Raw genomic sequence first — 13,958 nt, 5'->3', positions numbered from 1 at the left:
CTCAACCCCTCAGCAGCATGGGGATCTTGTCAAAGAGCTCATGGGTGAACGTGACAATCTCAGTGATCATCCAATGCCCGGAGATCACAAGCGCTAAAGCCACACCCACCGCCTTGGGCACGAAGGAAAGCGTAGCCTCCTGCACCTGGGTGATGGACTGCAACAATGACACGGCAAGGCCCACGACTAGTGCTGTCAACAGGATCGGGGCACACAGCTTAGCTGCCACCCAGAGTCCTTGGACGGCGATGTTGAGAACTTCGGAGGTGTTCATGGCCCGGCCCCATAACTTCGCACCAGCGCTGTGATAATCAATCCCCAGCCATCTACCAAAACGAAGAGCAAGATCTTGAAAGGGAGGGAGATCATCACCGGGGGAAGCATCATCATACCCATGGACATCAGCGCTGAGGCCACCACAATGTCAATGATCAAAAAGGGGATGAAGATAACAAAACCAATGATGAAGGCACTGCGTAGCTCGGAGATCATGAACGCGGGAATCAGCGTCGGCATAGGGACGGATTCAGGCGTGGCAGGATTCTCCTGACCCGCCGAACGCGTCATCAGCGCGATATCTTCCTCACGGGTGAGCGGCAACATAAAGTGCCGCAATGGTCCGGACGCGGCATCAAAGGCCGTCCCTATATCCATGGTCCCGTTGAGATAGGGCTGGAGAGCTGCACTATTAATGTCCATCAAGGTTGGCCACATGATGAACAGTGACAGGAACAAGGCCAGACCGGCCACCACTTGATTAGGCGGGATTGACTGCAGGCCCAAAGCATTGCGAGTCATTGCCAAGACGACAAAGATCTTGGTAAAAGAGGTCATCATCAACATCAAGGCTGGTGCCACGGAGAGCAGAGTTACTCCCAGCAACGCCACAATTGCTGAGCTGGGCTCCCCGTTGGGACCGTTGAGCGTGATGTTGACCCCGCCTGGGCCGGAGGGGCTCGACGGCGGGGTGGGTGGGGTCGGCGCTACAGGGTCACCGGGGGCCATCACTGAGACTGCATGCGCGGTGGAGGAAAAGAGAATTTGCAACGCCACGATGGTGGCAAGGAGCAGCGCGAGCATCATGGCCGTCCGGCCCCAGCGACGCAGCAAAAAAGAACTGGTCTCGCCGCTCACAGATTCAAGCCCTTGCGCACAGCGCTACCCGCCTGCTGCCATGTTTTAAGAGAAAGAATCGAACCGGCAAGTGCGCCCTGACCAGGGTTCTGATGACGTGCTCGTAGTCGCCTAGGGGCGCCCTCGTTCGGTTCCTGCTCCGGAAGCTTTGCAGCGTCTAAAGACTCTTCGAAGACCGGTTCGGGGACGGGTGCGGGTGCGCTGTGCAACACGTTGATCGAATGTTCGGTGACGCCCAACAGGAAGCGCTGGCCATTGGCATCCACCATGACCACGTGGGCTTTTTGGCCGACGCTGCGGCGGCTAAGAACTTCGAGATCGCTCCCGGGCACGGCACGGCCTCCCTTGGCCCACCGTTTCTGGGCCAGCAAGAGCAGGACCACAACAACAGCCAGGGAAAGTCCCACCCGCAGAACAAGCAGGAACGTATCCACCTACCCGACCGCCTCCGCGGCATCGAGGATCTTCGTGACGCGCACGGCGTATTCCTGATCCACTACCACTACTTCGCCGTGAGCGATCAGCCGTCCGTTGAGGAGAATGTCAGCGGCGGCCCCGGCCGAACGGTCTAGGTCCACTACATCTCCTGGTTCTAGAGCCAGCAGATTAGCGACGGTCATCCGGGTGCGTCCGATCACTACCGACAACGCCATCTCAACATCGTGGATGCGGCCCAATTTCCGAGCACTTACGTCAGACATGGCACGCGAGGAAGGTTGAGCCGAGTCTTTGACCTGTACGGCAAACCAGGCAAACGGCGTGTTGCTTCCCGGCTCACTTATCCGGTAAACGGCCGCGCCTGCATCGGTAAAAATAGTCAAAGTGTTGGTGTCAACGACTTCGCCCATAACTCCCGAGCCCAGCGTTTGGGCTGCGGCTTCCAGGGCTGGGCGCAGAACATCTCCAACGAACACGGCCGAGGAACCGCCAGCCTCACGAATTGCATCCGCCGTTGTGGACGGCAGAGCAATGGAGAGTTCGGCGGAGATGGCGCCTAGATAGTCAACGGCTAGGGTAGTCATCCCCGCCAGCTCCATTTCACCTTCCGCTACCGGCCACAGCGTTGATTCAAGTTCGACGGCGGCGGGCAGCAACGCGATCAGGGCATCGACGGCTGCGCCCTCTAGTACAGTGGTGGTTTTCACGCTGTGTTCTCCTCAATACTTACAATTTGTCCGCCCTGCCGCGAACCATGGGTTACCCCCACTGCTCGGGCCACGGTCTTACCCTCAAGCGTGAGATTGAAGGGCCGTCCCACCGGATGGGGCAACGCCAACACGTCCCCGACGGCAAGATCAAGAACTGTGCTTGCTCTCACGGAGGTCCCCGTCATTTCCATAGCCACGTCTACGGGCGCCTGGGCCACCTGCCCGCGCAACAAGCGCTCGGCCCGCGGGCCGTCAACCACCGTATGGCCGCCGTCGAGCTGGGCAAGAACCGCTTGGGCCGGCAGCGCAACCGTGGCAGCCCAGGAGTTTCCGGCCGTGAGTATCACGAAAGAAGCTACCAACATCAGGGTTCCGGGCGTCCCGGCTTGGGCCACACGGGAATTGAAGTGCATACCCCCAGCGTGCAGGCCACCAACGAGTAGCGAGCCAAACGAATAGGCCAGATGCTCAAGGGCTTCTTCGGTCAGGCGCCGGATGAGCGACTGTTCAAGGTCCGTTAGTTTCCGAAAGCTTGGAACGGTGGAGTCAGTTCCCCCCAGCATCCGCCCCACCCAGGACAGTGCCGCTTCGGCGGGGAACTGTACGACGCCCATGGCCTCTTGGGCATCGAGACGTACTAAAGCCATGGTGGTATCTTCGGGCAACGAGCCGGCATAATCGCCATAGCCCATCAACGCAATGGGGCCGGCAGTGACATTGGCTGGCGCTGTGACACGCGTTGAGAGTTGTGTGGCCCATTGCCGGGCGAAGGTTTCAAATACCACTTCAAGCCGACGTGCATGCTCTCGGGGAAGTGTCGCCGGGCGGCTGAAATCATAGAGCTCCACAGCGCGTTCGCGCCCTACTCCAGGCAGGGGGGGATTCAATGTTGGAGCTGGCACATCTGGGACTATCGGCAGCGGCCGGGATCCCGTTAGGGAATATTTCCTTTGCTTTTCAACGCCTCAGGAATTAACGCTCTGACGTCTTCAGCTTGATTGGAAAGCACCACTATATCCACCCTTCGGTTCAGTTCACGCAACTCCTCCGTGGAGTCGTCGTTGACCTGTCGGGATGAGCCATACCCCATGGCGCCGATCGAAGTTCCGGGGATACCTCCTCGCTCGACCAAGTTTCGCAGCACCCCCACCGCCCGGTCTGCGGATAACTCCCAAACAGAGGGGTAGCTGGTAATGGCGTTGGCTGCGTGGCCTTCTACGGATATTTCCAGTCCGGCGGACGCCAGTTGGGGTGAGATGGCAGCCAAAACCTTGTCGGCGGTCATGGAGAGAGCTGGGCTGTCCGGTAAGAAGAAGGTTTGCGAACCCACGAGCTTCACAGTGAGCCCGCGCTGGTCAATCACAAATTCAACATTGTTAGAGAGCCCCGCAGCGGCGAGACTTGCGGCCATCGAGTCGCGCAGCGCACCAAGTTTGTCAGCTTCCGCCAGCGCCTTGGCCATTTTGTCGTTGGTGAATGTTCCTTCGGTGCCCACATCCTCCGGGCGCACCACCACTCCCGAAGCTGTGTCGATCTTACCGACGTCGACCTGCCCAAAACCGGTGGCCAAGGAGTTCTTAAGTTGGCTGAATTTCTCGCTATCTACTGAGGACATGGCATACAAAACGATGAACAGGCACATCAACACCGTAACCATGTCCATGTAGGAAGCCATCCAGCGCTCGTCCGGGTGGTGATCTCCGGATCCACCACGACGCTTCCTACCCTTACGCCCCTTGCCTCCGGAGGCACTCATGCGACTGACTTTAGCTTTTCATCGTTGCCGTCTCGGCCCGATGACTTTGCAGCTTTGCCCGACTTGCGATGATGGGCCGGGACCATGGCGATCAAGCGTTCGCGCAGCAGCGTGGGCTGTGAGCCAGCTTGGACGGCGAGAACGCCTTCCATGACCAGATTCATCCGGTCAACTTCCAGTTCGGAGAGCCTTGCCAACTTTGAGCCGATGGGCAGCCACAGGAAGTTTGCTGTGAGCAGTCCCCAAAGAGTCGCAACGAAGGCGCTGGCGATCATGGGACCCAAGGTGCTCGGGGTGGAAAGATTTTCCAACACATGGGTCAAAGAGACAACGGTTCCCACAATCCCCACGGTGGGTGCGTAGCCTCCCAAGGTCTGGAAGAATTTAGCGGCGATGCCGTCCGACTTCATTTTCGTGTCGATCGCATCATCGAGCATCTCGCGCAGTTCATCGCCATCAGTTCCGTCGGCAATGTTCTGCAGCGCATCACGGAGGAACTCATCCTTCGTATTTGCCGCGTCCTCTTCCAAGGACAGTAAGCCCTGCCGACGGGCTTTTTCGGCTAGCGCAACCACAGTCTCAATGCTCGCCGTTGGTGCGGTCGGCTTGGCCATGAAGGCCTTCGGCAGCGCCTTGAAGGAATGTATAACGTCTTTGAGCGTGGAGCCTGCCGCCCCGACCGAGATCGTACCAACGAAGACCAGGAGCATGGGCGGTAGCAGTATGACACTGGCAACCGTCGAGCCCTCTAAGTTGATCATGGCAGTGAGCGCCCCAAAAGCGAGCAAGATGCCTATAAGTGTTGCCGGATCCATGGTTTACGCCCTGCCAATATTGGTTCCGCCGGGTGTCCCAGCAGGGTGGATGATGCTCAGACGCGGCGAGCCACGTCCATCCGGAACGCTCACCTCGCCGTCGGTATCGTCGTCGGTGTCGTCGCTGTCATCAGGAGCGTTGTAGGCAATCGCGATTACCCGGGCTCGGAAGCGGGCAATTTTCTCGATGACATCCGCCATGGTTTCGGTGACGATAAACCGTCCACCGTCTGCCATGACCAGGGTGGTGTCAGGGGATTCAAAAATACGCTCAACGAGGTCCGGGTTCACCGCAAAGTGCCGGCCATCCAGGCGGGTCACAATTATCATCGGCGCATCCTTTTCGCGTACCTGCACGGCGTCAACCGCGTACAGCCACCACTGTCGGCCACCCCGCCCCAACCGTTAGGAATGGGGCGGGATCAGCACTAGCGCTTGAGCTGGGTTAGCTCCTGCAGGACCTCGTCCGAAGTGGTGATGATGCGCGCATTAGCTTGGAATCCGCGCTGGGCAACGATCAGGTTGGTGAATTCTTGGGAGAGATCCACATTGGACATCTCCACGTAGCCACTGGTCAGTTCACCCAAGCCTCCTTGGCCGGCCTGTCCGATGGTTGCCGTGCCCGAAGAGGCGGTGGCTCGGTAGCTCGAAGAGCCGGTCTTTTCCAAACCACCGGGGTTAGTGAAGTTGGCCAGAGCAACCTGGCCGACCACCACGTTTTGTCCATTGCTAAAGGTTCCCGTCAGCGTTCCGTCGGTGCCCATGGCAAATGATTCCAAGGTCCCGGCCGCGTTACCGTCTTTCGTGGTCACTGCAACGGTTTTGGCCCCCGCGTTGCCGGTGAGTGCGGTCATGTCTACAGTGATGCCACCAACTGCCATGGTGCCAACAGAGGTCAGTGCGCCACCACTAAATTGCAACGCGATTGCTCCTGTGGCACCGTTTTCATCTGCGGCAGCCACGTCCCAGCCCGTTGCGTTCTTGGTGAACGTCAGGGCCAGGTTGCGTGCCTTGCCGGTGTTGTCGAAGACCTGAATGTCGCGGACGATTTGCTCCGGGACCACGGCGTCGCTGGGCAGATTGCCACCCAGCTTGGCTTGGGAGGTCGCGGCTGCCGGCGCCGTCATGTCTTTGGAGATCCGGATGTCTCCCAAAGCACCCCCCGAGTTAATTTGTCCATTGACGGCTGGCCATCCTTGCAGCAACGCTCCGTCCGGGGAAACCAACCGACCGCGGGAGTCAAAGTCAAAGGCGCCTGCCCGGGCGTAGGACTGCTGACCGCCCTTGCTGACGACGAAGAAGCCGTCGCCGGCGATCATCATGTCTGTGGATCGTCCGGTCGCTTGAGCCGAGCCCTGAGCGAAGTTCGTGGAGATGGCGGCCACCTGCACGCCGAGGCCTACCTGGGCCGGGTTGGTGCCACCGTTGGCGCCTTGCGCGGCAGAGCCCCCACGGGTCAGCTGGGACAAGGTGTCCTGAAATTGCACACTAGAACCTTTGAAGCCAGCAGTGTTGACGTTGGCAATGTTGTTGCCGGTGACGTCGAGCATTGTCTGGTGTGCGCGGAGGCCGGAGATACCTGAATACAGTGAGCGAAGCATGGGTGGAGCCCTTCTATGCCGGGTGAGAGGTGGAACTACAAGTGGAGAAGTTGTTTACTTTGTGCCGATGCCGGAGATAATGTCCAGGGCTACTTCGTGCTCGCCCACCTTCACCTGCGGAACACCTTTAGCGAACGAGACTGACTCCGCCACACCGCTGTGTTCGGTGCCGTCGGCGTCTTTCCAGGAGATCGTCTGACCCAGCGTCGCGGCCGCTACTGCCCGCATTTGAAGGGAAAAGTTCTCCACAGAAGTTTTTTCCATGTTCGTCAGTTTTTCCATGGTGGCCAACTGCGTGGTTTGGCTGATCATCTGATTCGTATCCATGGGGGACGAGGGATCCTGGTTGCGCAGCTGGGTCACCAGCAGGTGCATGAACACCTCCGAGTCCATGGATTGTTTGGGCGTGCGTGAGGCAGCGTTGGAGCTGTAGAGGCCGGTGACTACCGCGGCTGGGGCAATGGGGTCGTTACTGATGGTGACGCTCCTTTTCTATACCGTGATGTCGAGTTGAGTACTGGAGATTCCATGCGGCGAGGACGCCAGCCCTTGTGGGGACCTGCCTAGGCGGCCTACTTCCGCGTTCCGGATCCCGGGTGATCCGCCAAAGGGCACGGGTCCACCGCGGTCAAACGCTTGCTGACGCCCCGGCGCCCCTCCATCGTTGAGAGAACTTGAGAGCTCCATGCTCGAAGACACGCCCTGTGCCGCGAGGTCGCGTTTGAGGTCGTTCAGGATCAGCCGAAGCCCGTCCCTACCCGCATCAGTGGCCGCGAGAAGCTCGATCCGCACACCATCGCCCGCCAAGTGGGCGCGGACAGTGACCGGACCCAATGAATCCGGAACCACCTGCACAGTCATGACCTGCGTTCCGCCAGCCCCAGTGGCAAGCTGGAAAATCGGCCGGGAGAGCTGCTCCGTCAAAGGCACCGCGGTGGGTACGGCCACCACGGGCGCCGGAGCCTGCACAGGGGCCGAAACAGAGTTTGGCGCCGGCGCTTGGTGCCCCAGGGCTGTCAGGGTGTTCAGTTCGACGGTGGGTGCCGGGAGTACGACGGCGTCGCTTGGCTTGCGTTGCGCGCCGGCGTCCGCTGTTAATGCGGAGGCCGCTGTTACTTCGGGGGCCGCAGAGGCGTCAACGGTTGCCGCCGCGCCAAGAATATCGCCAGCTAGGGATGTTGGCGCAGGAGATGCGGCCGAGCCAGAAATCGACCCAGCAGTGCCGGGCGAAACAGTGCCGGGCGAAACAGTACCGGACGAAACAGTGGATGCCGCCTTGGTTGACGTCGCGGGCATCGAAACCGTTGATGGCGCCGGCGTTCCAAAGCCCGCCCCTGCCCCGGCGTTCGCAGCAGCCGCTGTCATCGGGGTTGCGAACTGCTGCGCGGACGTGGCTGGGGCATTCGTGGACTGCGCGGATGTCCCACCGGGCGTGATGGCAACTTGCGAATCCACCGCTGTACCCGCGGCTGTTCCAGCTTGACCCGCCGTCGAGGCAGCTGATGTCCCACCGGACGTGACAGCAGCTTGCGAATCCGCCATTGCACCAGCCGCTGCTCCAGCTTGACCCGCCGTCGGGGCAGCTGCCGTCCGCGTGGACGCTGTCGGATCGAGCGATGTCCCCGGTCCGCCGGATGAAACGACACCTGTCACGGCACTACCAGCAGAGCTACCGACCACAGACGCAATACCTATGGCGGCGCCCGAATCTGTTGGCTCGTGCACGTTCAAGGCAAGGTTGCCCGGCAGCACAGCTGGGTTCTGGGGAGCTGGCACAGCAGGGTTCGCTGATGCGCCAACCTGACCACCAGCGTCTGCCGCGGAGTCTTTGACTTTATCCGTCGATATGCTTGGCGCAGCGGTGGCCGGCGCAGCGGCGCCCGAACCCGCACCAGCTCCGCCCGGACTTCCGGTATTCGAGGTGGTGTCACCGGCGCCGTCAAGCGCTTGGTGGAGTCGTGCTGCAAAACTACGACCCGAGGCGTCCTCGTGGCTATCAGCAAGACCGGATCGGGTTGCGGACACAGATGCCCCCTTGGCAAGCGGCAGCGCAGTGCTTGTTGCGACGGCGCTCATGGCATGTCCGTCCGCTTGCTTGCTGCCAATTCGTCAAGAAAGCGCTGCTCCTCAGCAAGATTCGCCTTTCCCGCGGCCGCTTCGTGGCGTTCGGCAAGTTTCGTGAGTGAACTCGCCGCCATTTTGGCCACCACCAGATCTTCCTGCGCGGTATGAGCACTGGCATCAAGGGCTGCGGCCAACCCGGAGAATTCGTGCAGCATGCTGCGCGAGGCGGCACGCGCAGCAGCTGATGCGCTCAAGGCTGTAGCCGTGGCTGCTTGGGAAGCGGTCTCTGCAAGCTCTCCCAGCGCCTGCGCCGTACGTACGGCATGAGTTCGCCGCTTGCCATTGGCCCGCGCGAGTGTTGCCGATGCCTGGTCTTCCTGCAGCTTACGGAAACGTAGCAAACCAGCAAGTCTAAAAGCGGCGGTCATGGGAGCCCTCCAAACATGTCAACCAGGGAATGCAATGCGGCCCAGGACGCATCTGCAGGAACCTGGTGTTCAAGATCTTGTTGCAAAAAATTGTTGATGGCAGTTTCATGGACCAATGCCGCGTCTATCAACGGGTTTGAACCCGTTTGGTAGGCGCCGACGTCGATGAGGTCTTGGGCGTTTCTCCGCGCTGCCAGAACCCGGCGAAGCACTGCCGCATCATGTTTTTGCTCCGCCGTGCACACTTTGGAGGCGACTCTGGAGATAGATGCCAGCGCATCTACCGAAGGAAAGTGACCAGCCACGGCCAATTTGCGGTCCAGGACCACATGGCCGTCCAGCAGCGAACGGACTGCATCGGCAATGGGCTCATTGTGATCATCGCCGTCCACCAATACCGTGTACAAACCTGTGACGGAGCCAGTCTTGTCTGTTCCTGCCCGCTCCAGCAGCCGCGCCAGCAGCGAAAAGGTCGACGGCGGATATCCGCGAGTGGCGGGTGGCTCACCTACGGAGAGACCAATTTCGCGTTGCGCCATGGCAACACGCGTCAGCGAGTCCATCATGAGGACTACGTCTGCGCCGGCGTCGCGAAAGGACTCGGCAATCCGGGTGGCGGTGAAAGCCGCCCGCATACGGACCAACGCCGGCTCATCGCTTGTGGCAACCACCACGATGGAACGGGCCAGGCCCTCTGCGCCCAGATCATCTTCGAGGAACTCGCGTACTTCGCGGCCCCGCTCTCCCACCAGCGCGATCACGGAAACCTGCGCCTCGGTGCCGCGGGCAATCATGGAAAGCAACGATGACTTGCCAACGCCGGAGCCGGCAAACAAGCCCATACGCTGGCCACGACCCACAGTCGTTAGCGTATCCATGACCCGCACACCAGTGCTCAACGGGGTTCTAATGCGGGTACGTTCCATGGAATTCGGGGCACTATTATCCATTGACACGCCAACGCTGTGCGCAAGAGGTCCCAGCCCGTCAATCGGCCGGCCCAACCCGTCCAAAACACGGCCCAACAAACCCGTACCAGTGGGAACCAGTAGTGGCTCGGTGCGCGCACGAACCAAGTCTCCATAGGCCAGTCCAGCCATTGGACCCAGCGGCATAATGGTCAATGCATCTCTACCCACAGCGACCACCTCAGCGTCCATAACGGCCGCTTCCGGCGAGTTGGCAGAGTAGATGCCTACCAGTTCCCCGACGGCGCAGCGAAGTCCACTGACTTGGGCACCCAGACCGACGACGGCGGTCACGGTGCCTACCCGCTGGGGTGCTGCCGCGCGAAGCGCCGCAGCCAATCGCTCAGTTCCTCGAGGAGTCAGGGTCGGCGTGCCGACGCCCCCCGGACTCATATGCTCTCTCCCAGCAATGCCCGGCGCGCCCGTTCAAGCGCGCTCGTGATTCGGGCGTCCAGAAAACCGTCAGGGTATTCCGCTACGGAATCGCCGGGAGCCAAGGCAGCGTCCGGAACAATGACCAATCCAGCCAGCGAGACGGGCTCAACGGGCGTCAACGAATCAACGTCGGGGTCATGTTCTTTAGAATTAGCAAGCACTCCTGTCGAAGAAGTTCTTCGCGCCGCAGCTTCCAGAGCCTGCGCATCAACGGGGTTCATGCGGACCCGGATACCTTCATGGGGTCCATCTCCGGATTCCTGATTCGCGTCCAGTCCGGCAAGCGCACGGGCTAGTGCCACGCGTGCGGAGGAACCGGCGTCGTACACCTCCCGGTGAACAACCGCACCCGCTAGAGCCAGCGCACATTCCATCAACGTTTGTTCGGCGTCCGCGAGCACCGGTAGCGACGCCTGCGCCAGCGCCGAAGCTGCGCGCACAACTGCCGCCAACTCAACAGTGGTGGTTGAACGCAACTCCTCCTCAAGCGCTGCGTGCCGGGTCGTCAGCTCACGTCGTAGTTCTCCGGTCTCCTGCGCAGCATGGCGCAGTCCAGCCGTGTATCCGGCAGCATGACCCTGCGTGAAACCACGCGTTCTGGCCTGATCTTCATCTTTTCCGACCCCGGTTGCGACCCTGGGGAAGGCCACCGGAACGGTTCCAACGGCGCGACTAGTGCTCATCGTCCGCCCCGTCATCTTCGCGCAACGTGATTTCCCCATTGGCGAACAGCGAACGCATTGAACGAACGATCTGAGCCTGGGCACCGGCAGCGTCGGAGGAACGTACGGCGCCAAGAGCTTCGATCTCGGAGTCAAGGAGTTCACGATTACGCTCGGAGATATTCTCACGGATCACCCCTTCTGCATCGGCCGCCATCCCCTTGAAAGCCATGGCCAAGGTGATGGGCTCGATCCCGCGGAGCACCTTTTGCACATCGGTGCCAGCAAAGCGAATTAGATCTGCCAATCCCAGCATCTTCTCCCGAAGCTCCGCGGCAAGGCCGGGATTGCGGATCGCAAGGTCATCCATCAATGCTTTTTCGGTGGTGCTGTCGGCCCGGTTGATGATGTCCACAAGCGGTTGTACGCCACCAATTGCCGCGCGCCGCGCCCTTGGAGCGACCATCGCCGCAGCCTTTTGCTTGAGTGTCTCTGCCACCAAATCGACAGCTTCCGGCGCAGCAGGTCCCATGGCAGCGATCGCCTGGGCCACTTCGGTCCGCGCGGACGGCAGCATTGCGCTCAAAGACGCTGAAGCGGTCTCGGGGTTTAAGTGAGCCAGGACCAAGGCGATCGTCTGTGGCAGTTCGCCTTCTAACAAGGACATCACCTGAGCGGGACCGGCGTTGTCTAGGAATTCAAAACGTTTTCCGACCACGTCTGCAGCGAGTCGATCCATGAGCCCAGCAGCACGTTCTGAACCAAATGATGCTTCCAGAAGTCCTGCAGCGAACTCCTTGCCTCCCAGAGCAGCCGTACGTCCGCTCACCGCTAGGTTATGAATTTCCTCAATGACCGCGTCGGCGACCTGGGGCTGGACCCGGCGCATGCGCACAATCTCGGTGGCAATTGCCTCGGCCTCCTCGTCGTTGAGATGTCCCATGACGGCGGCCGCCGCGTCCCGGCTCAATTGCATGAGCACGGCCGCGGCTTTCTGTGCACCGCTCAGAGACGGCAACGACTTGATGGCAAAGTCCGCGTGCGCGCTCACACCGTGGTCCGTTCATCCATCAGTGTGCGCAGTAACCCGGCAGCTTTTGCCGGGTCTGCCATGGCCAAAGCGTTGATGGAGGCACGCTTGGAATCCACATCGCTGTTCTCCACAGCGGGCAGTGCAACCGGCTCGTCAATGGCTGGCAAGGTGGTGGTTTCCGGAGAGGTGATGGAGAGGGAATCCAGTTGCGAGAGCGCTTCCTTGCGTTCGCCCAAGTCCACCAACTGACGCACCTGGCGCCGGTTCTTCCTGGCGTAAAGGATCAGGGCCAAAGCGATCAGGAGAACAGCCAGGGCACTGATAAGTATTGTTTGCCAAGTCTTGGCCGTCGCTGCTGCGTTCGCGTCGGCTTTAGCGGCGTCCAGCGCAGACTTCGCGGCGTCGGCTTGGGCAGTGGAGAACGGCACCACTTTCACTGTGACGACGTCACCTCGGGCCCGGTCAATACCGGCCGCTGCAACCACCATGTCCGTCAAAGTCGCTGCGTCCACTTTCTGGGCCGCACCGGCGTCGACAGCTACGGCAAGTGACTGTTTTTGCAGATTTCCAGCCGGGACGGTGGTGTTGGCAGTGGTCTTATCCACGGCATTATTTTTGGTGGCACTGTTGGATTCCGTGGTGCCGCCAGCCGTTCCGCTGGGAACGGCGATGTTATCCGGCCCCAGTACTCCGGCTCCCGTACCGGTACCATTAGTGGACTTATTGGAACTGCTGGATTCATTGAGTGCTGGAACGTTGGCAGGGGCTGCAAACGATTCTTTGAGAACTTCCGACGAAGAATTGTCCATGGCCGCCGTCAATGACACGGTGGAGTTACCCGGCCCCAGTACACGATCCAGCATGGTCTGAACAGCCAGCGAAGTGCGTTTTTCATACTCCGTGGCACTCTTAGCTGCCCCGCCACCTGCTGCTGCGCCCGCTGCGGATAAAACGGTGCCTTTGGAGTCCACAACCGAAACATTCGTCGGCTTCAAGCCTTCCACCGCTGAGGATACCAAGTGCACCACAGCCTCCACCTGATCCGTGGAAAGCTGCGTGGAGGCGGAGGTTTCAACAAAGACGGACGCTGTTGGATCCGTCTTTGTTGCTGTAAACACCGTGCGTTCCGGGATAGCCAGCTTCACTGATGCGTTCTGCACGCCATTCATGGCCATGATGGTCTTAGCCAGCTCCCCTTCCATGGCCCTCTTGTACGTGACGTTTTGTTGGAATTCAGAGGACGTCACCCCCATGGAATCCAAGAGTGAATACCCGCCCGTGGTGGCAGCGGGCAAACCAGCGGAGGCTGCTTTGAGCCGCTCTTCATAGACATTGGCATCCGGGACCAGAATGGTGGAGCCGCCGTTTGATAGCTGGTACGGAACGTTATCCGTCTTCAGTTGGGCAACAATGGCGCTGGCATCGGCGGCGGCAATGCCAGAGAACAGTGGCGCATAGGTGGGCCGGCTCAACCAGGATCCTAGAGCCACGGCACCAAGTACCAAAACTGCCACACCAATAACCGCTAGCGTGCGCTGGGCAATGCTAAAGCCTTTGAGCGTTGTTTGCGCGCCGCCCATAAATTTTGTGAGTACGGGAGGCATCAGGCCTGCATCCTCATGATCTCGTTGAACGCATCGATGCCTTTGTTACGCACCGTTGAGATCAGCTCCAGCGTCACTTGAGCGCGAGTAGCAGCAAGAGTGGCGTTATGAATGTCATCCAAGTTTCCAGTGACGGCCTGCACGGCCAGAGTGTTGGCATTACTGGAGAGCACCTGGGCGTTATCCAGCGCCCCGGCCAGCGCAGTCCCGAATCCGGCACCGCCACCTGGAGCGGAAGCTTGCATACCGTCTTGCAGAAAGGTTGTTGCCGCTGTCGCCTGCACGCCCTGAATCGGTGTAAGGCTCATGG

General features: G+C 60.3%; 17 protein-coding genes. All 17 read right to left on the bottom strand.

The annotated features are described in order from the left end of the window. Nucleotide 1 precedes the first annotated feature (1 nt). Entirely contained in the window at nucleotides 2-274 is a 273-nt protein-coding gene (gene fliQ / locus LOH53_RS03255; protein WP_230066300.1) for a flagellar biosynthesis protein FliQ, read from the bottom strand. Further along, a complete protein-coding gene (gene fliP, locus LOH53_RS03250; RefSeq protein ID WP_230066392.1) occupies nucleotides 271-1,083 on the bottom strand; it encodes a flagellar type III secretion system pore protein FliP in 813 nt (270 codons plus the stop codon). The genes fliQ and fliP overlap by 4 nt, the downstream gene beginning before the upstream one ends. A 47-nt stretch (nucleotides 1,084-1,130) precedes the next feature. Then, on the bottom strand, nucleotides 1,131-1,568 hold the full coding sequence (locus LOH53_RS03245; RefSeq protein WP_230066299.1) for a FliO/MopB family protein: 438 nt from the start codon (nucleotides 1,566-1,568) through the stop codon (nucleotides 1,131-1,133). Beyond that, a complete protein-coding gene (fliN, locus tag LOH53_RS03240) occupies nucleotides 1,569-2,279 on the bottom strand; it encodes a flagellar motor switch protein FliN (RefSeq protein WP_230066298.1) in 711 nt (236 codons plus the stop codon). Then, entirely contained in the window at nucleotides 2,276-3,184 is a 909-nt protein-coding gene (locus tag LOH53_RS03235; RefSeq protein ID WP_230066297.1) for a flagellar motor switch protein FliM, read from the bottom strand. Before LOH53_RS03235 ends, fliN begins: the two co-directional genes overlap by 4 nt. 32 nt (nucleotides 3,185-3,216) lie before the next feature. Then, entirely contained in the window at nucleotides 3,217-4,038 is an 822-nt protein-coding gene (locus LOH53_RS03230; RefSeq protein ID WP_230066296.1) for an OmpA/MotB family protein, read from the bottom strand. Further along, nucleotides 4,035-4,853, bottom strand: coding sequence for a motility protein A (locus tag LOH53_RS03225; protein WP_230066295.1), 819 nt, complete (start codon nucleotides 4,851-4,853; stop codon nucleotides 4,035-4,037). Before LOH53_RS03225 ends, LOH53_RS03230 begins: the two co-directional genes overlap by 4 nt. A 3-nt stretch (nucleotides 4,854-4,856) precedes the next feature. Further along, on the bottom strand, nucleotides 4,857-5,183 hold the full coding sequence (locus tag LOH53_RS03220) for a flagellar FlbD family protein (protein WP_230066294.1): 327 nt from the start codon (nucleotides 5,181-5,183) through the stop codon (nucleotides 4,857-4,859). A 98-nt stretch (nucleotides 5,184-5,281) separates the two neighbouring features. Next, nucleotides 5,282-6,454, bottom strand: coding sequence for a flagellar hook protein FlgE (locus LOH53_RS03215; protein WP_230066293.1), 1,173 nt, complete (start codon nucleotides 6,452-6,454; stop codon nucleotides 5,282-5,284). A gap of 54 nt (nucleotides 6,455-6,508) precedes the next feature. Next, nucleotides 6,509-6,916, bottom strand: a complete 408-nt coding sequence (locus LOH53_RS03210) for a flagellar hook assembly protein FlgD (RefSeq protein ID WP_326832735.1) — start codon at nucleotides 6,914-6,916, stop codon at nucleotides 6,509-6,511. Nucleotides 6,917-6,946: 30 nt separating this feature from the next. Then, on the bottom strand, nucleotides 6,947-8,530 hold the full coding sequence (locus LOH53_RS03205) for a flagellar hook-length control protein FliK (RefSeq protein WP_230066291.1): 1,584 nt from the start codon (nucleotides 8,528-8,530) through the stop codon (nucleotides 6,947-6,949). Further along, nucleotides 8,527-8,946: a flagellar export protein FliJ gene (locus LOH53_RS03200; RefSeq protein ID WP_230066290.1), complete on the bottom strand. Its 420-nt coding sequence runs from the start codon at nucleotides 8,944-8,946 to the stop codon at nucleotides 8,527-8,529. Before LOH53_RS03200 ends, LOH53_RS03205 begins: the two co-directional genes overlap by 4 nt. Continuing rightward, a complete protein-coding gene (locus tag LOH53_RS03195) occupies nucleotides 8,943-10,307 on the bottom strand; it encodes a FliI/YscN family ATPase (RefSeq protein ID WP_230066289.1) in 1,365 nt (454 codons plus the stop codon). The genes LOH53_RS03200 and LOH53_RS03195 overlap by 4 nt, the downstream gene beginning before the upstream one ends. After that, complete coding sequence (locus tag LOH53_RS03190) at nucleotides 10,304-11,032, bottom strand: FliH/SctL family protein (RefSeq protein WP_230066288.1); 729 nt, start codon at nucleotides 11,030-11,032, stop codon at nucleotides 10,304-10,306. Before LOH53_RS03190 ends, LOH53_RS03195 begins: the two co-directional genes overlap by 4 nt. Next, a complete protein-coding gene (fliG, locus tag LOH53_RS03185) occupies nucleotides 11,022-12,062 on the bottom strand; it encodes a flagellar motor switch protein FliG (RefSeq protein WP_230066287.1) in 1,041 nt (346 codons plus the stop codon). The genes LOH53_RS03190 and fliG overlap by 11 nt, the downstream gene beginning before the upstream one ends. Then, nucleotides 12,059-13,648, bottom strand: coding sequence for a flagellar basal-body MS-ring/collar protein FliF (gene fliF, locus LOH53_RS03180; protein WP_230066286.1), 1,590 nt, complete (start codon nucleotides 13,646-13,648; stop codon nucleotides 12,059-12,061). Before fliF ends, fliG begins: the two co-directional genes overlap by 4 nt. Next, complete coding sequence (locus tag LOH53_RS03175; RefSeq protein WP_230066285.1) at nucleotides 13,648-13,956, bottom strand: flagellar hook-basal body complex protein FliE; 309 nt, start codon at nucleotides 13,954-13,956, stop codon at nucleotides 13,648-13,650. Before LOH53_RS03175 ends, fliF begins: the two co-directional genes overlap by 1 nt. Nucleotides 13,957-13,958 lie beyond the last annotated feature (2 nt).

This window comes from Arthrobacter cryoconiti, assembly GCF_020905375.1.
GTDB lineage: Bacteria > Actinomycetota > Actinomycetes > Actinomycetales > Micrococcaceae > Specibacter > Specibacter cryoconiti.
Note: the sequence above shows the minus strand (reverse complement) of the source record. Positions and strands in the feature narration are given on the sequence as shown.